The sequence below is a fragment of the Variovorax glucosi genome (assembly GCF_051216695.1).
In the GTDB taxonomy this organism is placed as follows: Bacteria; Pseudomonadota; Gammaproteobacteria; order Burkholderiales; family Burkholderiaceae_C; genus Variovorax.
Genome location: NZ_JBPJZE010000001.1, coordinates 495,780 through 519,258 on the forward strand (window position 1 = coordinate 495,780; position 23,479 = coordinate 519,258).

Below are 23,479 nucleotides of genomic sequence, written 5' to 3' on the forward strand. Positions count from 1 at the left end.
AGCGGTCAGATCATTCCTGATTTCGCCATCGTGGCCCGCAGGCTGGCGAATTCGTCGTCGACGAACTTGCCGAACGCATCGCCGGTGAGCACGGCCGGGGTCCAGTCGTTCTTCTTCGCGGCGTCGATCCAGGCCGGCGTCTTCAGAGCGGCGACCACCATGTCGATCAGCTTCTTGCGCTGGTCGGCGGAGATGCCGGGCGCACCGTAGATGCCGCGCCAGTTGCCGAGTTCGACATCGATGCCCTGCTCCTTCAGCGTCGGCACGTCGGAGCCCGCAAGGCGCGTGGCCGAAGTCACGGCGACCGCCTTCATCTTGCCGGCGCCGATGTATTCCGCGAATTCGCTGTAGCCGCTGCCGCCGATGGTCACGTTGCCGCCCAATACCGCGGCCGTCGCCTCGCCGCCGCCACGGAAGGCGACGTAGTTGATCTTCGACGGGTCGACGCCGACCTTCTGCGCGATCATGGCCGCCGCGATGTGCTCGGTGGACCCGCGCGAACCGCCGCCCCACTTCACGCTGCCCGGGTCCTTCTTGAGTTGCGCGACCACGTCGGCCATCGTCTTGAACGGCGAGTTGGTTGGCAGCACGAAGACGTTGTATTCGCTGGTGATGCGGGCGATGGGCGTCGCGGCCTCGAGCTTGACCGGCGGCTTGCCGGTGATGATGCCGCCGAGCATGACGGCGCCCATCACCATCAGCGCGTTCGGGTCGCCCTTGGAACCGTTGACGAACTGCGCCAGGCCCAGTGCGCCGGCTGCGCCGCCCTTGTTGTCGTAGGTGACCGTATCGGCCAGCTTCGCATCGGTCATCGCCTTGCCGAGCGCCCGCCCGGTGGTGTCCCAGCCGCCGCCCGGATTGGCCGGGATCATCATCTTGACGTTGGTGGCGGCCCAGGCCGAGAGCGGCATCGCGCCGGTGGCGACCAGAGCAGCAAGAGATTTGAGGAAGGTGTCGCGACGCATGAAGGTCTCCAAATATTATTCGTCGCTATGATGCGCCGCCCCGCTGTCAGTTGGCTGTCCAGCACACTGGGGTAAACACCGAAACCACGTACCGCCGCGCCGCGAAGCATCCATCCCTGCCATGAAGCTGCTGCTGGTCGAAGACGATCCCGCCATGCAACTGACGTTGCAGCGCGCCTTCGCGCGTCGTCGCATCGACGTGCGGGTCTGCGGCGATGGCGCGCTGGCGCTGGCGCACTGGCGCGAGATGGAGCCCGACGTGGTCGCGCTGGACCTCAATCTGCCCAATCTCGACGGCCTGCAGGTGCTGGCGCAGGCCCGCGCCGCCGGGCTGCGCACGCCGGTGCTGCTGCTGACGGCGCGCGGAACGGTCGGCGACCGCATCGTCGGCCTGAACGCCGGCGCCGACGATTACCTGCCCAAACCTTTCGACCTGGACGAGCTGGAAGCCCGTCTACGTGCGCTGCGCCGCCGTCACCAGAACGCCGATCAGGGAGCGCCCGACGGGCCGCAGGCCGTCGGCCAGCTGCGCTACGAGCCCGACAGTGGCGCCATCTATCACCGCGCCGATGTGCTGGAGCTCACGCCGCGCGAGCTGGCGCTGCTCAAGGCGCTGATGGTCAAGCCCGGCCATGCGGTCGGAAAAGAACGTCTTTTCGAGCTGGTCTTCCCCGGCGAGGCCGATGTGCAGTACGAGGCGGTCGAGGTGGTGGTCTACAGGTTGCGCAAGAAACTGACCGGGACCGGCGCCACGCTGATGACGCTGCGCGGGCTCGGCTACCTGCTGCGTGCCGACGCATGAGCATCCGGCGCATCGGGCAACTTCGCCGACTACCCCCGCACGGCGCCTGGTCGCTGCGCACTCGCCTGCTGATGGGCATCCTGATTCCGGTGGCTGTGCTGATCGCGATCAACAGCGTGAGCCTTTATCGCCAGAGCCTGGCCGCCGCCACCCTCGCCTACGACCGCACGCTGCTGGCTTCCGCGAAGACCATCGGCGAACAGCTCGACGTGACCGGCTACGACGAGGCCGCCGTTTTGCGCGCGGTGGTGCCGTATTCGGCGCTGGAGGCTTTCGAGGCCGACAACCAGAGCCGCATGTTCTATCGGGTGTCCACGCTCGGCGGCCAGATGATTTCCGGCTATGAGGAGCTGCCGGTCTGGCGCGGCGCGATGCCGGCTCGTTCGGCTTACGCGGCGCTGGTCGATTTCTACGATTCCGAATTCCTGAAGCAGCCGGTGCGGGTCGCCGTGCTGCTGCAGCCGGTCGCGAGCGCGAACGGACGCGGCATGGCCGTCGTCCAGGTGGCGGAAACGCTGGAACTGCGCGAAACGCTGGCCCGCAAACTGCTGATCGACACGCTCTGGCGCGAATTGATGCTGCTCGGCGTGATCGCGCTGGTGACGGCGGTTGTCGTCCAGCGCGCGACGCAGCCGGTGCGCGAACTCGGCGAAGCCATCGAAGCGCGTGCCGCCGACGACCTCACGCCCATCGACGCACGCGACGCACCGCGCGAACTGCGCCCGCTCGTGGAAGCGACGACGCGCGTCATGAGCCGGCTGCAGTCGCTGCTCGATCACCAGAAGCGCTTCGTGCGCGACAGTGCGCACCAGCTGCGAACGCCGCTGGCCGTTCTCAAGGCGCAGGTGCAGTCGGCACGCCGGGGCGACATGCCGCCGGAGCAGGCACTGGCCGAAATCGACCATACCGTGGCGCGCGCCACCGCACTGGCCAACCAGATGCTGTCGCTTGCCAAGGTCGAGCAGTTGCGCCAGCAGCCGGAATCCAGCACGGTCGATTTCGGCGACGTGGTGCGCGAGGTGGCGCTGGACGTGTCGCCGCTGATCGCAGACAAGGCGCTGGATTTCGAGCTTGACGCCGGCGTCGTGCCGGTCCATGCACACCTGTGGATGTTGCAGGAACTGAGCCGCAACCTGCTGCACAACGCCATCAAGCACAGTCCGCCGGGCGGTGCGCTCGTCGTGAGGGTGGGGGTCGAGCAGGAATCGGGTATTTCGGGCGACATCGGTGTCGGCGTGCTGCAGATCCAGGACGCCGGCCCCGGCATTCCGGATGAACTGCGCCAGCGCCTCTATGCGCCCTTCTCCGCCGGCGACATGGCCAGCGGCTCCGGCCTGGGCCTGGCGATCTGCCGTGAGATCGTGCAGACGCTCGGCGGAACGATCGCGCTTGAAAACCGGGAATCCGGCAACCATATCGACGGACTGGACGCCACGGTACGGCTTCCGCTGGAACAAGGTTAATGACACACACCGGGATGGACCGTCTGCGCATCGACAAGTGGCTCTGGGCCGCGCGCTTCTTCAAGACCCGCTCGCTGGCTGCGGAAGAGCTTTCCAGGAACCGGGTGCAGGTCAACGGCGACGTGGTCAAGGCGTCGCGTGAGCTGAAGGCCGGCGACCAGGTATCGCTGCGGCAGGGCTCGACCGTCCGCCATGTGAAGGTGCTGGGCATCAGTGGTCAGCGAGGCCCGGCACCGGTCGCACAGAAGCTCTATGAAGAAACCGCCGAAAGCATCGCCGCGCAGGAAGAAGCGCGCGAACAGCGACGGTTGGGCAGCGAGCCGGCACTCGCCATCGTGCAGGGTCGGCCCACGAAGCGCGAGCGGCGCGACCTCGACGGCGCCGCGCGCGGCTGGGGATCGCGCTGGAGTGCCAGCGTCGACGGCGACGACGGCAGCTGAGTTATCCGAATGGCGTATGGATGCGCCCGGCAATCCGCCGCAGACTGTCGCGAAGGAAAACAGCCATGGAAAATGTACTTTTCTCCAGCTTGGAATGGGCAATCATCGTGCTCGCCGTGGCAGGTGCCGGACTCTGGGCACTGATGTCGCTCAACCGGCTGCCCCAGGTGCTCCATACCGAGATCAGCAGGCGTGTCGAGCATTCGATCGTAGTCGAGCACGACACGGGCGCCGACAAGCTCTGACACTGCAGCCATCCGGAAATGCTGCTACTGCAGCGTTGAAGGTGCGAAGTCCGTCGGCGGGCTGATGAACAACGGCGGCAGATCCTCGCCCTGACGCGGACCGCTGTGACCGCTCAATGACTGCAACGCGACGTAGCCGTTCGCCAACGCTTCCTGGTACGTCGAGACCGGGGAGTCGGAGACATCGATGGGCTCGTAAAGACCCACGTCGTCGTTCTCTTCCTGCAACACCCAGAAAAACAACCCTGGCCACGGTTCGTCGACGGTCAATGCCAGCCGGCGGAGCTCGCGCAACGTCGAAGAGTTGCCAGCCGCGATTCTGTTTGCCTTGTTCATACTGCGCTCCAGTCGAAATGTCGATGTAGCGTTTGTACGGGGGGCCCCTTTCAAAACGAAGTGTTTAGTTCACACTTTTTTCGCAAATTGTTACGCTTTCTTAAGTTATGCCGGAACAGTGACGGATTGCTCGATTCGGTCGGCCAGGAACTCGGCATCGCGTGCCACACCCGAGAACCGACCGGAACCCCAGGTGTGCAACCAGGGCAGGCCGAGAAAATAAAGTCCGGTCTGCCCGGTGACGCCCCGCACATGCACCGGCTCCCCGCGACCATTGAAAACCGGCGCATCGACCCAGCCGAAATCCGGCAGAAAGCCGATGCACCAGACCACGCTGGTGATCCCGGCCGTGCGCAGACTCAGCGCAGTCCGCTCTTCGGCTGGCTGCCAGACCGGGACGTACGGCCCGCCGGGCGGCGCATCGATGCCGTTCGCGGCGATGAACCTGTCGATCGAGGCGTTGATGCCGTTGAAGATGCCGTCGGCGTGGTCGAGGTGCTCGCGCAGGTTGGGCTGGAATTGCAAGGTGTCGCCTTCGAGCCCGGTCATGAGACCGTAAAGCTCCATGCCTTCGGCTGCGAAACGGCGCAGATCGATGTCCCGGCCGCCGTCGCGGCCGGTCACGTAGTGATTGGTGTTGTCGCGCACGCCTTCCCGCAGCGGATGCTGGGTCACCGGCATGTCGTAGTAGTTCATGTCGGCCAGCCAGTCGACCACGTCCTTGCCACGGTAGAAACGCGCGCAGCGCGGCGCATTCCCGGTCGCCAGATGCACCTTGCGGCCGGCCAGATGCAGGTCTTCGGCGATCTGCGCGCCCGATTGCCCGCAGCCCACGACAAGTACGTCGCCGTCGGGCAACTGCGCCGGATTGCGGTATTGCGCCGAATGGAACTGCGTGACCGACGCCGGCAGCCGCTCGGCCATGCGCGGCACGACCGGCTTGTGATAACCGCCCGAAGCCACCACCACCTGCCCGGCAGTGAAAACGCCGGCACTGGTCGCCACGGTAAATAAATCTGCCTCTCCCACGCGCGAAATCTTCTCGACCGTCACGCCTTCGAGCGCGGGCGGCTTCACCTGTTCGACAAAACCGGCCAGCCATGAATTGATCTCGTCCTTGACCATGAAGCCATGCGGATCGTTTCCGTCGTACGACCAGCCCGGGAGATTGCACTGCCAGTTCGGTGTGACGAGGCAGAACGAATCCCAGCGCTGCGTGCGCCATGAATGAACGAGGCTGCGCTTCTCGATCACGAGATGGTCGATGCCGCGCTGCTGGAGGCAGTGGCTCAGCGACAGGCCGGACTGCCCACCTCCGACGATGACGACGCTGTAATGCGTCACGGAAGGATCGATTGACGTTGTGGACATGGCGATTTACCTCTGGAATCAGTCGAAAGCGACCACCGCGACGCGTGCGTCCGGCCGGTCGGCGAAACGGGCGGCATGGCTTTCGATCTCGGCCAGCTGGTCCATCGCCTGGGAACAGGCGAAGCCGAACTTGGCCCGCACGCGCTCCGACGCGATGCCCAGCGCCTCGCGCGAGCGCCCGACGAAATCGTCCAGCGCATAGCTTTCGCCGGGCGTCAGGAAATCCTGCACGACGAGAGAAGGCGAGTAGCAGCGGAGTTCGCTCTGGTCGGGCCACCGGACACGGAAATGCATGACGGGCATGGGTTGCTTTCAGGATGCCGGGAAGGCTGACGATGCTGCAGATAGAGCAGCGAATGGCGGGCGGCGCTGGCCGTCCAGCTGAAGCGCGCGCCGAGGCGTGCCGCCGACTGCGCGATGCGCGCGTCGGACCGGCAGGCGATGGCGCGATGCAGCGCATCGGCGATGGATTCGGCATCGAGCGGATCGGCCCAGCTGCAGTCGTCGTCGCGCAGGTATTCGGTGAACGGCGCGATGCGGGAAACCGCTACCGGCACGCCGCTGGCCAGCGCCTCGAGCACGACGAGGCCGAAACCTTCGTTCAGCGACGGCATGGCGACGACGTCGGCCAGCCGATAGAGGCCGGGCATGTCGGCGTCGGCGAGCGGGCCGGTGATCACCAGCGGCTGCAGCGGCTGCAGCGGTCCTGCGGCGATGCCGTGTTGTGCGGCCACGGCGTCGAAAGCCTGGCGATAGGCCGCATGGTCGAGCAGGCTGGCGCCGCCGGCGATCACCAGCTGGGCATTTGGCCAGCAGCGGCGCAGCAGCACGAAAGCCTCCAGCAGCCGCAACGTGTTCTTGCGCTCCTCGACGCCGCCAACGGCCAGCACGACCGGCGCGCCGATGCGGATGCCGAGCCGCTGCGCCAGCGCCGCGTCCGCAGGCTGGCGAACGCTCGAAAAGCGCTCGCTGTCGACACCGTTCGGCACTTCATGCGCCTCGATGCCGTGCGTGCGTGCCAGCGTCTCGCGCCACTTCTTGCTCACGCAGAAGACCTGGCTCGCCGCGCGGAAGCCGCGCTCCTGCCAGTCCATCAGTTGCGGCTGCGCGAAGAGTTCGAGGTGGTGCACGGTGCGCGTGAAACCGTCGATGACGCCCTGCGCCACCAGATTCGCCAGCGCGTTGCCGCCGATCGGGTCGTGGGTGTGCAGCACGTCGAAACTGCGGCGCTGCAGCAAGTCGCGGAGATGCGCGCCGATCGCATCGATGCGGCTTCCGACCATCGCCACCATGTCGCGCGGCGCTTGCTCGACGGGGATCAGCTCGGTGCGGCAGCGCATCGGGCGAAAGAATCGCTGGCCGGGCACGGCCGGCGCCATCACGGTGACGTCGTGGCCGGCGTCGTGCAGCGCATGCGCCAGTTCGACGGTATGGACGACGCCGCCGCGCGGGTTGGTCGAGTGAGTGAGCAAGCCGATGCGCAGCGGGCGCGCCGGCGGAGTACCGAAGTCAGACACAGGTCGGCTCCGTCTCGCGGATGAAGGCGTCCTGTCGCAGATCCCAGAGTTGCTCGCGCTCGGCGCCCTGCACGAGGGTCAGCGTCTGCGAATCGTCGACCGTGCCGATCGGGGCAGCAGCCAGCCCGCGTTCGTGGAACATCGCGCAGACCGCGTCGACGTCGTCCGGCGCGACGCTGAGCACGAAGCCGAAGCTGGGAAACGAGGTCAGCCAGCGCAGCAGCGGAATGTCGGGCGGTCGCGGAATCGCATCCAGATCGATGACGGCGCCGACATCGGAACACTCGAGCAGCATCAGCGCCGTTCCGATGGCGCCGGCCATGCTGATGTCTTTCGCCGCCTTGCAGAGTCCGCGTTCGGCGAGCAGCGGCAGCAGTTCGAGGTCGTCACGCAGCCGCTGTGCGGGTGCTTTCGTCGATGCGTTCCAGTACGGGAACGGCTCTTCGTAAGCACCGCGAAGATCGACGGCCATCACCAGCCGGTCGCCGGGCGTGGCGTCGAAGCTGGTCAGCAGCTTGTTCGCACGCCCGAGGATGGAGACGGCGAGCTGCGGACGCTCGCTGCGGTTGTTGCTGTGGCCGCCGACGATCGGCACGCCGTAGCGCGACGACGCGTCGGCCATGCCGCGCAGCATCTCGGCGGCCGGGTCCATGCCGCTGCTCCACATCGCGTTGACCACGGCGGTCGGTCGTCCGCCCATCGCGTAGATGTCGCTGACGTTGACCATCACGCTGCAATAGCCGGCAAACCACGGCATGCGGACGATGAAATCCTCGACCAGGCCTTCGATGGCGAACAGCAGATAGCCGCCGTGCCCGTCCGGAATCGCGGCGCAGTCGTCGCCGACAGGCACCGCCTGCGCCAGATCGGACGCACCGCCCGGCAGCGCGCGACCGAGCGCGGAGACCACGTCGCTGATGTCGCGCTTGTGGGCGAAACCCCGGCTGTCGCGGAGTGCCGCGACGATGTCGGTGAGCTTCACCTTATCCACGGCAGCGCGCCCGCGATACGAAGCCGCTGACCGGGTCGTGGCACGGCGGATAGAAGTCGAAATCCGGCTGCATCTCGACGTGCGGCCGCCCGTGGATCGCCAGCGTCCCGGTCGTACGCCAGTGCAGCTTTTTGAATAGCGCCTCGTTCTGCGCCTGCACATGCGCCATGAAAGTTCCGCAGCCCTGCGCCCGCGCCCGCGTCACGGCCAGCCTGATCAGCGTCGCACCCAGGTGTCCCTGGTTCCGGAACGCCGCATGCACGGCCAGCCGCGAGCCCCACCACAACCCCGGAGACGCTTCGTGGATCCGCACGGTTCCGACGATCTGGTCCGGCATTCCGCCGATGCACGACATCGCGACCAGCAACTGCGCACTTTCGTCGATCTCGTCGCGGTCGTCGCCCAGGAAGATGCCCTGCTCGACACAGAACACCGCGCGCCGCAGCGCATGTGCGCCGTCGCGCTCCCACTGCTGCACGGCCTCGCGCACGAGGAAGCCGGTCGGCGCATAGACCGTTACCTCGTCCGCCGTGTCGTCGATGTAGGACATGGCTCAGGTCTCGTACACGGAAAGCGAAGAACACGCGCCGCATTTGCCGCAACCCGCCTTGATGTCGCTCGACCGCAGATTCGCGGCCGCGACCCGCTGGCCGAGCGGCTGCAGGATCGACTTCATGAATTCCGGCGTCGGCGCGGGATGGTCCTCCAGCGGCGTGCCGCTGATCGGCACGAAAGGCACGACGAACGGATACACGCCCAGCGCCAGCAACCGGTCGCAGATCTCCAGGATCGCTTCCCGCGTGTCACCCAGCCCGGCCAGGATGTAGGTACTGACCTGCCCGCGCCCGAACACGCCGACAGCCGCCTCGAACGCGCTCATGTAGCGCGAGATCGGTACGCTGGCCTTGCCCGGCATGATCTTCTCGCGCACGGACGGCGTCACGACTTCGAGATGCATTCCCAGCGTGTCGATGCCGGCCGCCTTCATGCGGTGGAACCACTGGTCGTCGTCCGGCGGCTCGCACTGGCCCTGGATCGGAATGTCGACCGCCGCCCTGATCGCGAAGGCGCTCTCGCACAGGATCTGCGCGCCGCGATCGGTCGCGTTCGGCGTGCCGGTGGTCAGCACCATGTGCCTGATGCCGTCGAGCAGCACGGCGGCGCGCGCGACTTCTGCAAGTTGCTCCGGCGTCTTGCGCGCGACGGTACGGCCAGCCGCGAGCGACTGGCCGATCGCGCAGAACTTGCAAGTTTTCTTGCGACTTTCGTAGCGGATGCAGGTCTGCAGCACGGTGGTCGCGAGCACGTCGCTGCCGTGCAGCGTGGCGATGTGCGAATACGGCACGCCGTCGAAGGTCTGCAGCTTGTAGAAGCGCGGCTGCTTGGGGAAGCTGACGCTGGCGATCGGGATGCTGCCGCGCGTGATCGTGCTGTTGCCCTGCGCGTCGGGCGCGAGCGCAGTGAACGGCGAATTCCACGCGGTCGACGTGTGCACCGGCACCATGATCGTGTGGCCATCGACGGTGACGGCCTTGTGGTCCGACGGCCCCGCACCGCCGCGACGGCTGGCCGCGCCGGCCGACGGATCAACCAGCCGCAACCCGAAGGACTGCAGCTCGGTCATCAACTGGCGGCTGCTTGGATTGGCTGTGGTCGTGGTCATGGGACGTGCTTCCGTGGAAAGTCGAGAAAGTCGGGGAAGGAGGTGCGCCCGCAGGCATCGGGAAAGTGGTCGCGGCGGGACGTTCGTTGATCGCCAGGCTCAGCAGCTCGGGCCGCGCATAGTGGCCGACCGAATCCATCATCCGTTTGCGCTTGGTGATCAGGGCCATGTCGAGGTCGGCGATGACCATGCCCTCGCCCTCGGTCAGCGGCGGCGCCAGATGCTTGCCTTCGGGCGAGACGATGGCCGTGTGGCATCCGCCGCGCAATGCTTTCTGCAATCCGGCGTCGGGTGTGATGGCGACGATCTGCGCATCGGTCAGCCAGCCGGTGGCATTGACGACGAAGCAGCCGGATTCGAGCGCGTGATGGCGGATGGTGACTTCCATCTGCTCCGCGAAGATCGGGCCGACCAGCGAGCCCGGGAACTGCGCGCAGTGGATTTCCTCGTGCTGCGCCATCAGCGCATAGCGGGCAAGCGGGTTGTAGTGCTCCCAGCAGGCCAGCGCGCCGACGCGGCCGACGCGGGTGTCGGCGACCCTGAGACCAGCCGCGTCGCCCTGGCCCCAGATCATTCGCTCGTGGTACGTCGGTGTGATCTTCCGGCGCTTGAGCGCCAGCGTGCCGTCGGCGTCGAACACCAGTTGGGTGTTGTAGAGGCTGCCGTGGTCGCGCTCGTTGACGCCGAGCACCACGACCACCTCACGCGCCCGCGCCCTCTCGGCGACTGCCGACGTCACCGGACCGGGCACGACGACCGCGCGTTCCATCAGCCGGATGTGCGCCGGCCCCTGCAGCACCGGCGGCTGCACGAAGGAGAAGTACGGGTAGTACGGAACGAAGGTTTCGGGAAAGACGACGATCTGCGCGCCCTTGCCCGCTGCCGCATCGATCGCCTCGCACACCTTGGCCAGCGTGCCGTCCTCGCTCTCGAAGTCGGGCGCGATCTGGACGGCGGCGGCGCGGACGATGCGGCCCATGGTCAGAGCGTCCAGGTATCGAGGATCACGGCACCGGCTTTTTTATGCAGCAGCACGATGTCGAGCACGTCGAGCGGGCTGATCGGCACGATGCCCGGAATCAGCGAGCCTTCGCCGTGGCCGTACAGCGCCTGCAGCGCGAAGCGGCAGGCGTACACCTTGCCGCCCTCTTCCATGAACTTGACGATCTGCTTGTTGAAATTCTGGTGGCCGGGAAAAGCTTCGTCGCCGAGCGTCGGGAAGCCGCGCTGCACGCCGAGCGTCACGCCGGGGCCGTACAGCAACACCGAGGTTTCGTAGCCCTTGCGCTTCAGGCGCGTGGCCTGCAGCAGGTTCACGAAACCGATCGAGCCTTCGAAAGCCACGGTATGGAACGTGACCAGGGCTTTTTCGCCCGGTTCGGCCTTGACGTCTTCGAACACCTTTTCTTCGTAGTCGACGAGGAAGTCGCCTTTCTGGTTGGCTGGCTTGGTGACTTTGGGCATGTGGACTCCGTGCAGGAATGAGTGGTTTGGACCTTCTCTTTCGCATACCGTGTGCCATGCCGCAAGCCTGCGGATGCGATCAAGCTGCGATCAACCAGCAACCGCGCGCGCTGCGGGTCGCCAAAAAGAATTCCGGTCGCATCCGGACGGTCGACGCCTGTCGCTTCCGATGCCTGTCCGCACCCGAATGAAGCGCGATCCATGCAATCAATGCACCCGATCATCGGTACCGATCGCACCTGATCCATGCATGCATCTCCAGTGGCACGGGCATGCTTCATGCGTCGTTCAATGAGCCGGCATGCAATCAACCGATGCAATCAAGTCGTGCGATCAATGCAGCGAACCGATGCCCAAACTCACGAATCACTGGCAAAGACAGCTCGACAGCAGCGAAAAGCCCGCCTACCTGATGCTGGCCGACCTGATCGCCGACGACATCCGCACCGGACGACTGACCGCGCGCGACAAGCTGCCGACGCTGCGCGACTTGGCCATCGACCTGCGGCTGAACTACACGACCGTCGCTCGCGGCTATGCCGAAGCGCGCAAGCGCGGGCTGATCGATTCGCGCGCCGGCACCGGCACCTTCATCCGCGGCAGCAGCCCTAGCCTGCCGTTGCGCGGCGGCGGCGGTGCCGAGATGACGATGAACCTGCCGCCGGAGCCGCAGGATGCGGCCCTGCTCGAGCGCATGCGCGAAAGCGCCGCCCGCGTGATGGCCGACACCGATCCGTGGGACCTGCTGCGCTATCAAGATTTCGGCGGCACCCCGCGCGACAAGGAGGCCGGCATGCAGTGGCTGCGCCGGCGCGTGCCCGATTGCCGGCTCGACCAGATCCTGGTCTGCCCGGGCATCCACAGCGTGCTGACCGCGCTGTTTTCGCAGCTGGCCAGGCCGGGCGAGCTGATCTGCGTCGAGGCGCTGACTTACCCCGGCGTCAAGGCCATCGCGACGCAGCTGGGCATCCAGCTGCATGCGCTGCCGCTCGACGAAGAAGGGCCGATGGGCGAATCCTTCGAACACGCATGCAAGACGCTGCGGCCGAAGGCGCTGTACTGCAACCCGACGCTGAACAACCCGACCACCGCGACGATCTCGCGCGGCCGGCGCGAGGCACTGGTCGACATCGCGCTGCGCTATGCGATACCGATCATCGAAGACGACGCCTACGCAATGCTGCCGCGCCAGGCGCCGCCGGCTTTGGCCACGCTCGCGCCGGATCTCACGTACTACATCACCGGCTTCTCGAAGACGCTGGGAGCGGGCTTGCGCAACGCCTATGTGTGTTCGCCGAGCGCGCGGCAGTCGCAGCGGCTGGCGGGCGCACTGCGCGCGACGACGGTGATGGCTTCGCCGATCACCAATGCGCTGTCGACGCTGTGGGTGGAAGACGGCACCGCCGAGGCGATGCTGCAGGCGGTGCGGAACGAATCGAATGCGCGCCAGGCGCTGGCGAGCAAGCACCTGGCGGTGCACGGCGTGCAGCCGGTGAGCGAAAGCTTCCACCTCTGGCTGCCGCTCTCTTCCGCGTGGAGCACGCTGGAATTCGCCTCATACCTGCGGACGCAGAATGTCGGCGTGGTGGCGAGTGCGGCTTTCTCGACCGACGGCATGCCGCCGGAAGCCGTCCGCATCTGCCTGGGCGGACCGATGACGCGCGACGAATGCGATCATGCGCTGAGATTGATCGCTGAAACCCTGGCGCATCCGCTGCATCCGCACGCCACGGTCATGTGACGGCGGAGGGCGGAAGGCGGAAGGCGGAGGACGGGAGAGGTCCGGATCAGCGGTAGGCGTAGTGGCCGCGAACCATGCGTCCCCGCTCACGATGCGCGGGCACCCAGACCTTCCGCTTCTTGGCATGCGGACGGCCGTGCGGCTGCATTTGCGGACGGTCCATGTGCGGCGCCAGTTGACGCGGAGGCGGTGCGGGTTGCGAAACTGCGGCGACGGATACGACGAGTGTCGCGAGGGCAAGGATGAGCTTCTTCATGTTGGATATTTTTGGAGTCGTACCGACATCGGCACATCTGGAAACTAACCCGTGCAATGACCCGGAACCAGCGGACGACTACGGCTTTACCTGACGAATACACAACTGTCGGCGAAGATCGAAGCTAGGAAACATCATATGAATACTTTTGCATTCAAGATAAGTGCGATTGTTGGATCGCTCGCTCTTTCGGCCGGACCGGCCACCGCAGCACCGCCGCCACCCGCCAAGGCGCCTGCGGCGAACATGCTTTCGCAGCTCACCGGCCAGAGCGGTACGTTCACGCTCATTGCACAGACGAACGTGCTTTACGGCGCCACCGGCAGCTTCACCGAGAAGGCGCTGCAGCCGGGCGACTACACCTGCGGCGACGGACTGTTCGGCGACCCGGCGCCGGGGATGGCCAAGTCCTGCTACACCGTCCGGAAGACGCCGCTGCAGTCGATCGACGCGCCTTACAACGCGCCGTTGCAACTTCACGCTTCGGCAACGGCACCGACGACCGCCGCGCCTTCGGCAAAGATCGCGATCGCACTGCCGCCGCCGGTATTCAGCGTCGCCGATCCGGAGTCGTATCGCAAGACGGCAGCGCTCTTCGGCACCGACGACGGGATCACTTATCGCTACGGCCTGCCGTCCATACGCCCGGTCACCACCACCAGTTATCCGGGACCACGGGCCAGCAAGAGCTATGCGACCCTGTCGGGCCAGCGCAAGGAGATGCAGCTCGACGGCAAACCCGGCAACCGGGGCTGCGGCACCGGCATCGAAGCATGGTGCGGCACCTACCAGTTCGGCGACTACCTGACCGGCGACCCGGGCGACTACAGCTCCAGCATCGTGAACGTCGGCTACCTGCCCGATGCGACGCCGTCGGCGGAATGGCCGGAGCCGAAATACTGGGGCGTCGCGAGCCTGCAGACGCTCGGCGTGGCGCACAACACCATCGCCTGGAAGCCCGAAGTCTCCTGGACGACCTACGGCGGGCCGAGCAGCGACGGCGGCGCGAACGACGCCAACACCGTCCAACTCGCGGGTGCCCGCGGCGGCTCGCCGATCGGCACGGCCGCGCTGGACGCCAGACCGGTCGCGTCGGCACGCGGCTACGGTCGCGGCGGCTGGGTCAACAACACGCTGACGGTGTTCGCCAACGGCTGGATCACCAGCTCCGGCTCGAACACCTCGCACAACTTCATGAAACTGAAGCTGCCCGACGGCAAGACGCCGACGGCGATCGCCATCACCAACAGCGGCGAGTTCGCGCTGGTCACGGTCTGGGACACGGCCGCCTTCAAGGGCCAGATCGCGGTCATCGCGCTGACCGACGGCTGCGCCTTCTGCGAGACCAAGCCCGAATCGCAGTGGGAAGCCAACTGGGGCAGCCACCGTGGCCGCTACGCCGGCCTGCCCGGCCTCGGCAATTACCTGGGCGCGAAACTCGTCGGCTTCGTCGACCTGCCCGACAAGCTGCGCGCACCGACCGAGATCAGCGCCACCACCGGCAAGACCGATGCCGACTACCAGCGCGTTCGCAATTTCTTCAAGGACCATCTGCAGTCGGAAGCCAATCGCCGCCGTTACGACACTGGCGACTTTTCGCCCGCGATCGCGCGCACAGGCATGGCGGTCGTCATCAGCAAGAGCGAGAAGCGCGCGGCTTTCATCGACCTGCGGCCGCTGTTCTCCTATTACCGTGCGCAGTATCTGGTGAAGGAGCAGGCCGGCTGGAACGCCCTGATGGCCAGCCGAGGCGATCGGCCCGACCAGTGGCCGTTCAGCTTCGACGTCGCACCGGCACAGAAGCCGCTGGTCGTCAAGGTGATCGACCTTCCGCAAAGCCCGACCGCCGTCAAGGTGACGCTGGAACCGCCCTTCCGCGCGTTCATCGCGACCGAGGAAGGCAAGCTGCGGCTGTTCGATCTCGGCAGTCGCTATCTCGACCAGCAGGCGAGGAGCGAAGGCCGGCCGGACGACATCGGCGAGCGCGCCTCCCTGGACGTCGGCGCCAACCCGACCAGCATCGGCTACGTCAAGGAAAAGGCGGCTTTCGGCCCCGGCAACGTCAGCGCGCTGTTCGGCAAGGTCGACCGCCACCGTTTTCTGTGGGTGCTTTCGCGCACCGAGCGCAAGGCCGTGCTGCTGCGCTTCGATGCAGGATTCGGTTCGGCGAGCGTCTTCAAGACGCTGCAGGACAACCGCATGATCGACCCGATCGCATTGGAAGACGTCGACAACCACGGCACCGAAAGCTATATCGTCACGCTGGCAGATTACGGTGGCAAGGCGGTCCACAACTACGCCTACGGTCCGATCATCATGTGGACCTACGATCCGAAAAAGGCGCCCTGCCCAAAATCCGACGGTTGCAGCCTTCAGGGCAATCAGCCGTTCGAATATGCCGGCAGCGCGCGGCTGCCGGGAAAACCGTTCCATGTGAGTGGTGGAAACATCAATTGACGAATAACGTGGCAAAATTCTGTGTCGCTCGCCACCTGGCGGGCATTGAAAGGCATTCGATGACCCTGCATTCATTGCACACGCTTCACCAGGAAGGTGATGGTCTGGGCTAACAACCCGCCGACGAACCCCAAAAAGCCCAGTCGTGTACTGGGCTTTTTGCTGGGGGCCGTGCTGCTGACCACGGTCGTCTTTTCGCTGCTCGAACTTGCAGGACACCAGCAATTCATTCTTCGGCAGCCGCCTGCCGGACTGGAGAAATCCCAGTGGGTCGTATTGCTGGGCGTGATTGCGGCAGTCGCGGGCTGGATCATTTCCGCCATCGTCACGATGCGCAATTCGATCCGGCAGCACACGGTGACGACGCTGCTGTCGTCGCGCCTTTCCGAAACCTACATGAGCCAGACCCGGCTGGTGAATGCGCGGTATTTCAGTCCCAGCGGCGGTCTTTACCGGCTGACGCCCGCTGAAGTCAGAACGGCGCATCCGGATGCGCAGCTCGCGGCATTGCGTTACCTGCTCAATTACTTCGAATTCATCGCGGTCGGTATTCGCTATGGCGATCTGGATGAGAAATTGCTGAAGAACACGCTGCGCGGCATTCTTTGCGGCGTGTATGAAGCGGCAGGTCCGCTGGTGTCGCAAAGGCGGCAGGCACCGGCCGGCTCCAATGCCGGCAGATCGAAGACATTCGAGCATCTGGAGTGGCTCTACACGCGCTGGCACATTCCGTCACTGCAGCGACCGGATGAAACACGTCCGACCTGTTAGTCGTCGGAGGATATCCGGCACCAATGGTTTTTCACCTGAAAAGGAGTCTGTGATGCCCACCACGCTGGTCCCCTACCTCAACTTTGGCGGAAATACCCGCCAGGTATTCGCGTTCTACGAGAAGGCACTCGGTGCGTCGGTTCAGGCCATGATGACCTTCGACCAGATGCCGAAGCCGCCCGATTCGACGGCGCCCGCCGAAGGCTGCGGAAACGGCCCAGTGCCCACGGGCGACGGCATCATGCATGCCGCTCTTGCGCTACCCGGCGGCGCCATGCTGTTCGCCGGCGATATACCGCCCGGCATGCCCTTCGACGGCATCAAGGGCGTGATGCTCGCAGTGAGCTACGACACCGTCGAAGAGGCCGAACGGGCTTTTGCCGCTCTTTCCGAAGGTGGACAGGTGACGATGCAGCTGGCACCGTCGTTCTGGGCGCACACCTTCGGCATGCTGACCGATTGCTTCGGCGTGAGCTGGGCAGTCAACGGCGAGCCGATTCCGATGCAATGAAGACACGAGCGGTTTAGTGGCAAAGTTCTCGTTCGACAGATACAGTGCACTTGAGTCGGTATCAAAGTGCAACAATAATTCTTCATGCTCTGCACAAACGACATTTCCAGTAAGCAACTTGCATTGGCTGCTCGCGGTTTCCGGCTTCTGGCGCTGAACGGCGACCGCGAAGCACGGGCCTCCGCAGTGGCACTGGAAGCTCAGCTCAGGCAGCGTTTCAACGGCACCGATTTCAACGACGCCGCCGTCGCGGCCACCGCTGCGCTGGCGCGCTCCTCGGCGGAATCCCGACCGGTGAAAGACGGTTACGACGACGAACGTTCGAATCGCACGCTGAACGAAATCCTGCGCAGCATGCGCAAATTGCTAGAAATGGACATCGCTTTCGTCATGGCCTTCGAAGAGGATCGGGCCGTTGTTCGACATCTGGAGAACAGCCCCGAGTCTGCGGATGTCTTCGCTGTCGGCCAGTCGGCTCCGCTGGAACAGACGTATTGCAAGCGTGTGGTCGACGGTCGCTTTCCCAACGCCATTCCCGATACGTCGGCGCTTGAGGAAGCCCGCGACCTGCCCAGCACGGCGGCTGCGAACATCGGCGCTTACATCAGCGTGCCGGTCGTGCTTCGCAATGGCGAAGTCTTCGGCACGCTGTGCTGCATCAGCCACACGCCGCGCTCGGCACTGGGCAACCGGCAGATCGACGCGCTGCGCAAAGTGGCCGAGATGGTGTCGGTGGAGCTCGAAAAGCAGCGGGCCTGAACCCGCCGCACCCGCCGCACCCGCCGCGGTCTAGAGGAAACCGATCGACAGCCACGGAATTGCAGCCACCGCAATCGTGCCGACCAGCAACGCGAACATGTAGCCGATGATCGGCCGGATGCCCTTGTCGGGATGCACCCGTCCGATGGCGCAGGCAGCGTAGTAGCCCACGCCGAGCGGCGGCGCGAACAGGCCGAGACCCATCGACAGCACCACCACCATCGCATAGTGCACCTCGTGGATGCCCAGTTGCCGCGCGATCGGGAACAGCAGCGGTCCGAACAGCACGATCGCCGGAATGCCCTCCAGCACCGAACCGAGGATGACGAAGGCCAGCAGCGAAACCGCCAGGAACATCGGCGCGCCGCCGGGCAACGCGGCCATCGACTCGGCCAGCAGCCGCGAGAAGCCGGACTGCGTCAGTCCCCAGGCCATCGCCGTCGCGGTACCGATGATCAGCAGGATCGCGCCCGACAGCGAAGCCGTCGCGAGCAGCATCGGGCCAAGCCGCTTCCAGTCGAACTGCCGGTAGATGACGAGCCCCGCTACGATGGCGTAGACGATACCGAGCGTCGACACCTCGGTCGCGGTCGCCACGCCTTCGACCACAGCCGCGCGGATCACGAACGGCAGCGCCAGCGCCGGCAGCGCGATGATGGCCAGCCGACCGACTTCGCGCCACGGCGGACGCTTCACATGGCTCAGGTCCTCGCCGCGGCTGCGGAAATAGACCACCACGCACAGCACCAGCCCGAGCACCACCGCAGGCAGCAGGCCGCCGGTGAACAGCGCCGCGATCGACACGCCGGTGACCGAACCGATGGTGATCAGCACCAGGCTCGGCGGCACGGTTTCGGTCTGCGCGCCGGTGGCAGCCAGCAGCGCGACCAGATCGCCTTCGGACGCGCCACGCTTCTTCATCTCCGGGAACAGCGCGGGCGCGACGGCAGCCATGTCCGCCGCCTTGGAGCCGGAAATGCCCGAAACGAGATACATCGCGCCGACCAGCACGTACGACAGCCCGCCCTTCACATGACCCAGCATGCTCGCGAGAAACGCGATCATGGCCTTCGCCATGCCGGTCATCTCGATCAGCAGGCCGAGGAACACGAACAGCGGCACCGCCAGCAGGATCAGGTGCGACATGCCCTCGTCCATGCGCCCGACGATCACCGGCAACGCGGTGTTGGTGGCGAGCGCCATGTAGCCGAAGGTGCCGAGCCCGAACGAGAACGCGATCGGAATGCCCGACAGCACGCCGGCCAGCACCACGACGACGAAGAACACCAGCAGGTTCAGCCGCCCGAGTTCCTGGAACACCGACCGTCCCAGCGCAAAGCCGACGATCAGCACGCCGATGATCACGACGGCGGTGAAGGTGACGCGCCATTCGACGTCGCGCAGCAGCCGCAGCACCGCGAACAGCGCCATCAGCACGATGCCGACCGGCAGCGCGGCCGCCCGCCAGGCGTTGGAAATCTCAAGCGCCGGCGTGGTGATGAAACGCTCTTCGGACGCGTATTCCCACGACGGCCAGACCACCATCGCTAGAAACGCCAGCGCCGCGACCAGCGCGACCGCCTCGAACAGCGGCTGGCGCGACGGCGGCTGCATCGACACCAGTGCCGTCATGCGCATGTGCTCGCCGCGCCGCAGCGCCACGACCGCCCCCAGCATCGCCATCCAGATGAACAGGATCGACGCCAGCTCGTCCGACCAGATCAGCGGCGCGTGGAACACGAACCGGGCCAGCACACCCATGAACAGCACCACGATGTCGGCCACGACGAGCGCACCGGCTACGTAGTCGACCACGCTGCCGAGGCGCCGCTCGAGCACGGCGATCCCCGGCCGCCTTGCGGCAGCCTCCCCCTGACCGCCCGGGATCATGCGAGCTTGCCGGCCGAACGTTCGAGGAGTGCCCAGGCTTCGTCGCCGTACTTGGCCTTCCACTCGCTGTAGAAGCCGGCCTTGCGCAGCTGGTCGCGGAAAGCGGTGCTGTCGGGCTGGTTGAAGGTCATGCCCTTGCCAGCGAGGTCTTTCTGGAGGCTGGCGTTGAGTTCGGCAACGTCGGCACGCTCCTTCATGGCAGCACCGTTGATGTGCTTCGCGACGACGGTCTGCAGATCGGCAGGCAGCTTCTCCCAGGCGCGGCGGTTGCCGAGGAACCAGAAGCCGTCCCACATGTGGTTGCTCAGCGAGCAGAACTTCTGCACTTCGTAGAGCTTGGCGGTCGCGATGATGGCCAGCGGGTTCTCCTGGCCGTCGACGATCTTGGTCTGCAGCGCCGAATACACCTCGGCGAAGTTGATCGATGTCGGCGCGGCGTCGAGCGCCTTGAACATCGAGGTCCACAGGGGCGACACCGGCACGCGGATCTTCAGTCCCTTCAGGTCCTGCGGCGTGGCGATCGGACGCGTCGACGAGGTGATCTGGCGGAAGCCGTTGTCCCAGATCTTGTCCATCGCGACCAGGTTGGCCTTGGCGATCTGCTGGCGGATGTACGCACCCAGGTCGCCGTCCATCGCCTTCCAGACGCTGGCGTAGTCGCTGAAGGCGAATCCCACGCCGCTGATCGACGAAGCCGGCACCAGCGTCGACAGGATCAGGCCCGACAGCGTGAAGAATTCGACGCCGCCCGAGCGCAGCTGGCTCAGCACGTCGGTGTCGGAACCCAGCTGGTTGTTCGGGAAGATCTGGATGTCGACGCGGCCGTTGGTTTCCGTGCGAATCGCATCGGCCATTTCCTTGGCACGGATGTTCATCGGATGGCTGATCGGCAGGTTGTTCGCGTACTTGTAGTTGAACTCGGCCTTCTGGGCGAAAACGCTGTGCATCGGCACGGCGAGCGAGGTGGCGAGTGCTGTCGAACGCAGCACGGTGCGGCGGGTCATGGTCATGTCGTGTCTCCTGTCTTTTTGTGTGTGAAAACCGTCTTCAGTGAATGTCGCCGCGTTCCAGCAGCTGCCGGCGGATTTCCGCCTTGGTGATCTTTCCGTAGCCCGACTTCGGCAGCGCATCCCAGAAGAAGATGTGCCGCGGCCAGCGGTACTTCGCGCAGCGGCCTTCGAGATGCTGGAGCAGCGCGGCGCCGGTCAGGCCGTCCTGTGTGGCAACCACCACCGCCACGCCTATTTCGCCCCATTTCTCGTCCGCGACGCCCAGCACGGCCACCTCGCCGACGCCGGGATGCATCAGCAGAATTTCTTCCACCTCGCGCGGGTACACGTTGGACCCGCCGGAAATGTACATGTCGGACTCGCGGCCGGTAATGTAGATCAACCCTCGATCGTCCATGCGCCCGAGATCGCCGGTGTGGAACCATCCGCCGCGCAACGCCTTCTCGGTCGCGTCCGGATTGTTGAAGTAGCCGGCGAACACCGCCGCACCGCGGCAGCAGATCTCGCCCACCGTTCCGGCCGGCACCCGCTGCATGTCGGCGTCGAGGATCGCCACCTCCATGCCGGTACGCGCTCGGCCGCAGCAGCCGATGTGCGCGTTGGGATCGGCGTCGTCGGCCGAATGCATTTCAGGCGTCAGCACCGTGATGCAGCCGGTGACTTCGCCAAGGCCGAAATACTGCACCAGCACCTTGCCGAGCTTCTCCAGCGCGCGCTTCTGGTCGGCGCGGTACATCGGCGCGCCCGCATAGATCATGTAGCGCAGAGAGCTGTGATCGAAACGGTCGACGGCCGGGTCTTCGACCAGCATCTTGACGATGGTCGGCACGGTGAAGACGTTGGTCACGCGGTGCTTTTCGACCAGCTCCCAGAACACGGCCGGATCGAGCCTTTCGGCTTCGAGCAGCACGGTCGGCGCGCCGCGCGCGACGTTCAGCAGCGCATGAATTCCGGCGCCGTGCGAGAGCGGCGCGACGGCGATCGAGCAGTCGCGCTCGGTCGTGCCGGGAATCAGGTCGGCGAGATGGTTGACGACGACGAAGCCGAGCTGACCGTGCGTCAACACGGCGGCTTTCGGACGGCCGGTCGTGCCGGATGTGTAGAAGTACCAGAGCGGCAGGTCGGCATCGACCTGCGCCATCGCCTGCGGCGCGCCGGCGTTGGCTTCCATCAACGCTTCGTAGGCATGCTCGCCCTCGCCCTCCACTTCTCGCGCGCGACCGATGACGATCACCTCGCGCAGCATCGGCGATGCCGCCCTCACCGCGTCGACGTGATCGGCGAAGCAGTCTTCCGCCAGCATCACGCCGGCTTCGCTGGAACTGCCGAGGTACGCGACTTCCGGCGGCGTGAGCCGGAAATTGACCGGCACCCAGACTGCGCCGAGCCTGAACGCAGCCCAGCAGCTTTCGAACAACGCCGCGTTGTTTCGCGACATCACGAGCAGCTTGTCGCCGGGCTTCAGGCCCAGCGAGCTCAGCGCCTGCACCAGCGCATCGACGCGATCGTCGAGCTCGCGCCACGTCCACTGCCGATCGCCCTGGACGAGCCCCGGCCGATCGGGAAACAGCGCGGCGGTCTGCGACAGCAGCGCAGACAGGTTCATCGCCCGCGCTTGGTGCATCTGGCTGACCTGGCTCACCTGAATCACCTGAATCAAGCCGCCTCCAGCACGCTCAGGTAGTTCGCAACCGCCGCGCCGCCCATGTTGAACACCGCGCCCGGCTTGCCGGAACCGACCTGCATGTCGCCGGCTGTCCCGGTCAGCTGCATGGCCGCCATCACATGCTGCGAGACACCGGTCGCACCGATCGGATGACCGCGCGACTTCAGCCCGCCGGACGGATTCACCGGCAGCTTGCCGTCCTTGCGCGTCACGCCGTCGAGGATCACGCGCGCGCCCTGTCCGTGCGGCGCCAGACCCATGGCTTCGTATTCGAGCAGTTCGGCGATGGTGAAGCAATCGTGCGTCTCGACGAAGCCGAGGTCGTCGAGCGACAGGCCGGCCTCTGCCAGCCCCTTCTGCCAGGCCAGCGCAGCGCCTTCGAAACGCGTCGGATCGCGGCGCGACAGCGGCAGGTATTCGTTCACCTGGGTGCGCGAACGCCAGCGCACGGCCGGCACCGTGGCCGAGCCGACTGGCGCTGCGGAAATCACCAGCGCGGCTGCGCCGTCGGACACCAGCGAGCAGTCGGAGCGCTTCAGCGGTCCGGCGACGAACGGGTTCTTGTCCGAAGGATTGCGACAGAAATCGAAGCCCAGATCGCGCCGCATGTGCGCATACGGGTTGTGCACGCCGTTCGCATGGTTCTTCGACGAGATCGCAGCCAGCGCATCGCTCTGGTCGCCGAAACGCTCGAAATAGCTGCCGGCGATGTTGCCGAACACGCCCGCGAAGCCCGCCGGCGTCGACGCCTCTTCCTTCACGTACGAGCAGCGCAGCAGCGTCTCGCCGATGCGTGCGGCCGGCACGGCGTTCATGATTTCGAAGCCGACCACCAGCGCGTGCCTGACGCGGCCCGACTGCACCGCGTCGAGCGCAGCCCAGATGGCGGCGGAGCCGGTGGCGCAGGCGTTCTCGAGGCGCACGGCCGGCACGTGGCGCAGACCTGGCACGGAGAGGCTCACCAGCGACGCGCTGAAATCCTGCGGCAGGAAACCGCCGTTGAAATGGCCGACGAAGATGCCGTCGATGTCCTCGGCGGCGAGACCGGATGTGGCCAGCGCGGGTTCGACCGCGTCGCGGATAAGCTGTTCGGCATCGACCGCGTCGAGCTTGCCGAACGGCGTGTGGCCCCAGCCGACGATGAAGGCGTTGTTGTTCATG

General features: G+C 65.8%; 24 protein-coding genes. 9 read left to right on the forward strand and 15 right to left on the reverse strand.

Annotated features, from left to right (window positions below; genetic code table 11):
- Positions 1 to 5: 5 nt before the first annotated feature.
- The gene (locus tag ACSFA3_RS02425) at positions 6 to 965 is read right to left on the reverse strand and encodes a Bug family tripartite tricarboxylate transporter substrate binding protein (protein WP_435503805.1); all 960 of its coding nucleotides are present in this window, start codon (positions 963 to 965) and stop codon (positions 6 to 8) included.
- Positions 966 to 1,086: 121 nt separating this feature from the next.
- Between ACSFA3_RS02425 and ACSFA3_RS02430 the strand changes: the two genes are divergently transcribed.
- The 4 genes from ACSFA3_RS02430 (at position 1,087) to ACSFA3_RS02445 (ending at position 3,915) form a co-directional block, all read left to right on the forward strand.
- Positions 1,087 to 1,767, forward strand: a complete 681-nt coding sequence (locus tag ACSFA3_RS02430; RefSeq protein WP_435503806.1) for a response regulator — start codon at positions 1,087 to 1,089, stop codon at positions 1,765 to 1,767.
- Positions 1,764 to 3,230, forward strand: coding sequence for a sensor histidine kinase (locus tag ACSFA3_RS02435; RefSeq protein ID WP_435503807.1), 1,467 nt, complete (start codon positions 1,764 to 1,766; stop codon positions 3,228 to 3,230). Before ACSFA3_RS02430 ends, ACSFA3_RS02435 begins: the two co-directional genes overlap by 4 nt.
- Before the next feature lie 14 nt (positions 3,231 to 3,244).
- Complete coding sequence (locus ACSFA3_RS02440; RefSeq protein ID WP_435504935.1) at positions 3,245 to 3,670, forward strand: RNA-binding S4 domain-containing protein; 426 nt, start codon at positions 3,245 to 3,247, stop codon at positions 3,668 to 3,670.
- 65 nt (positions 3,671 to 3,735) lie between these two features.
- Positions 3,736 to 3,915, forward strand: a complete 180-nt coding sequence (locus ACSFA3_RS02445; RefSeq protein WP_435503808.1) for a hypothetical protein — start codon at positions 3,736 to 3,738, stop codon at positions 3,913 to 3,915.
- A gap of 24 nt (positions 3,916 to 3,939) precedes the next feature.
- Here the strand turns inward: ACSFA3_RS02445 and ACSFA3_RS02450 are convergent, their stop codons facing one another.
- From ACSFA3_RS02450 to ACSFA3_RS02490, 9 genes are all read right to left on the reverse strand, one after another.
- Positions 3,940 to 4,251, reverse strand: a complete 312-nt coding sequence (locus tag ACSFA3_RS02450) for a hypothetical protein (protein ID WP_435503809.1) — start codon at positions 4,249 to 4,251, stop codon at positions 3,940 to 3,942.
- A 105-nt stretch (positions 4,252 to 4,356) separates the two neighbouring features.
- The gene (locus tag ACSFA3_RS02455; RefSeq protein WP_435503810.1) at positions 4,357 to 5,622 is read right to left on the reverse strand and encodes an MSMEG_0569 family flavin-dependent oxidoreductase; all 1,266 of its coding nucleotides are present in this window, start codon (positions 5,620 to 5,622) and stop codon (positions 4,357 to 4,359) included.
- A gap of 18 nt (positions 5,623 to 5,640) precedes the next feature.
- A complete protein-coding gene (locus ACSFA3_RS02460; protein WP_435503811.1) occupies positions 5,641 to 5,925 on the reverse strand; it encodes an MSMEG_0570 family nitrogen starvation response protein in 285 nt (94 codons plus the stop codon).
- The gene (locus ACSFA3_RS02465) at positions 5,838 to 7,139 is read right to left on the reverse strand and encodes an MSMEG_0565 family glycosyltransferase (protein WP_435503812.1); all 1,302 of its coding nucleotides are present in this window, start codon (positions 7,137 to 7,139) and stop codon (positions 5,838 to 5,840) included. The genes ACSFA3_RS02460 and ACSFA3_RS02465 overlap by 88 nt, the downstream gene beginning before the upstream one ends.
- The gene (locus tag ACSFA3_RS02470) at positions 7,132 to 8,121 is read right to left on the reverse strand and encodes a sll0787 family AIR synthase-like protein (protein ID WP_435504936.1); all 990 of its coding nucleotides are present in this window, start codon (positions 8,119 to 8,121) and stop codon (positions 7,132 to 7,134) included. Before ACSFA3_RS02470 ends, ACSFA3_RS02465 begins: the two co-directional genes overlap by 8 nt.
- Before the next feature lies 1 nt (position 8,122).
- Complete coding sequence (locus ACSFA3_RS02475) at positions 8,123 to 8,680, reverse strand: MSMEG_0567/Sll0786 family nitrogen starvation N-acetyltransferase (protein ID WP_435503813.1); 558 nt, start codon at positions 8,678 to 8,680, stop codon at positions 8,123 to 8,125.
- Between the two features lie 3 nt (positions 8,681 to 8,683).
- A complete protein-coding gene (locus tag ACSFA3_RS02480; RefSeq protein ID WP_435504937.1) occupies positions 8,684 to 9,754 on the reverse strand; it encodes an MSMEG_0568 family radical SAM protein in 1,071 nt (356 codons plus the stop codon).
- Positions 9,717 to 10,772: a Nit6803 family nitrilase gene (locus ACSFA3_RS02485; protein WP_435503814.1), complete on the reverse strand. Its 1,056-nt coding sequence runs from the start codon at positions 10,770 to 10,772 to the stop codon at positions 9,717 to 9,719. The genes ACSFA3_RS02480 and ACSFA3_RS02485 overlap by 38 nt, the downstream gene beginning before the upstream one ends.
- 2 nt (positions 10,773 to 10,774) lie before the next feature.
- Entirely contained in the window at positions 10,775 to 11,257 is a 483-nt protein-coding gene (locus ACSFA3_RS02490) for an MSMEG_0572/Sll0783 family nitrogen starvation response protein (protein WP_435503815.1), read from the reverse strand.
- Positions 11,258 to 11,606: 349 nt separating this feature from the next.
- Between ACSFA3_RS02490 and ACSFA3_RS02495 the strand changes: the two genes are divergently transcribed.
- Positions 11,607 to 12,998 carry an aminotransferase-like domain-containing protein gene (locus ACSFA3_RS02495; protein WP_435503816.1) on the forward strand — a complete coding sequence of 464 codons (1,392 nt, stop codon included), beginning with the start codon at positions 11,607 to 11,609 and terminating at the stop codon, positions 12,996 to 12,998.
- A 46-nt stretch (positions 12,999 to 13,044) separates the two neighbouring features.
- Here the strand turns inward: ACSFA3_RS02495 and ACSFA3_RS02500 are convergent, their stop codons facing one another.
- Positions 13,045 to 13,254 carry a hypothetical protein gene (locus tag ACSFA3_RS02500; protein ID WP_435503817.1) on the reverse strand — a complete coding sequence of 70 codons (210 nt, stop codon included), beginning with the start codon at positions 13,252 to 13,254 and terminating at the stop codon, positions 13,045 to 13,047.
- A gap of 138 nt (positions 13,255 to 13,392) precedes the next feature.
- Between ACSFA3_RS02500 and ACSFA3_RS02505 the strand changes: the two genes are divergently transcribed.
- From ACSFA3_RS02505 to ACSFA3_RS02520, 4 genes are all read left to right on the forward strand, one after another.
- Positions 13,393 to 15,711, forward strand: a complete 2,319-nt coding sequence (locus tag ACSFA3_RS02505; protein WP_435503818.1) for a hypothetical protein — start codon at positions 13,393 to 13,395, stop codon at positions 15,709 to 15,711.
- A gap of 99 nt (positions 15,712 to 15,810) precedes the next feature.
- Positions 15,811 to 16,482, forward strand: coding sequence for a DUF4760 domain-containing protein (locus ACSFA3_RS02510; protein ID WP_435503819.1), 672 nt, complete (start codon positions 15,811 to 15,813; stop codon positions 16,480 to 16,482).
- 52 nt (positions 16,483 to 16,534) lie between these two features.
- Entirely contained in the window at positions 16,535 to 16,993 is a 459-nt protein-coding gene (locus ACSFA3_RS02515; protein ID WP_435503820.1) for a VOC family protein, read from the forward strand.
- An 84-nt stretch (positions 16,994 to 17,077) separates the two neighbouring features.
- On the forward strand, positions 17,078 to 17,752 hold the full coding sequence (locus ACSFA3_RS02520) for a GAF domain-containing protein (RefSeq protein ID WP_435503821.1): 675 nt from the start codon (positions 17,078 to 17,080) through the stop codon (positions 17,750 to 17,752).
- A 30-nt stretch (positions 17,753 to 17,782) separates the two neighbouring features.
- Here ACSFA3_RS02520 and ACSFA3_RS02525 read toward each other — a convergent pair whose 3' ends face one another.
- The 4 genes from ACSFA3_RS02525 to ACSFA3_RS02540 are packed head-to-tail and all read right to left on the reverse strand — an operon-like array spanning position 17,783 to position 23,478.
- Positions 17,783 to 19,642: a TRAP transporter large permease gene (locus ACSFA3_RS02525; protein WP_435503822.1), complete on the reverse strand. Its 1,860-nt coding sequence runs from the start codon at positions 19,640 to 19,642 to the stop codon at positions 17,783 to 17,785.
- The gene (locus ACSFA3_RS02530; RefSeq protein ID WP_435503823.1) at positions 19,639 to 20,652 is read right to left on the reverse strand and encodes a TRAP transporter substrate-binding protein; all 1,014 of its coding nucleotides are present in this window, start codon (positions 20,650 to 20,652) and stop codon (positions 19,639 to 19,641) included. The genes ACSFA3_RS02525 and ACSFA3_RS02530 overlap by 4 nt, the downstream gene beginning before the upstream one ends.
- Before the next feature lie 37 nt (positions 20,653 to 20,689).
- Positions 20,690 to 22,276 (reverse strand): acyl-CoA synthetase, encoded by a 1,587-nt coding sequence (locus tag ACSFA3_RS02535; RefSeq protein WP_435504938.1) that lies wholly within the window; start codon positions 22,274 to 22,276, stop codon positions 20,690 to 20,692.
- 32 nt (positions 22,277 to 22,308) lie between these two features.
- Entirely contained in the window at positions 22,309 to 23,478 is a 1,170-nt protein-coding gene (locus ACSFA3_RS02540; RefSeq protein ID WP_435504939.1) for an acetyl-CoA acetyltransferase, read from the reverse strand.
- Position 23,479: the final 1 nt, after the last annotated feature.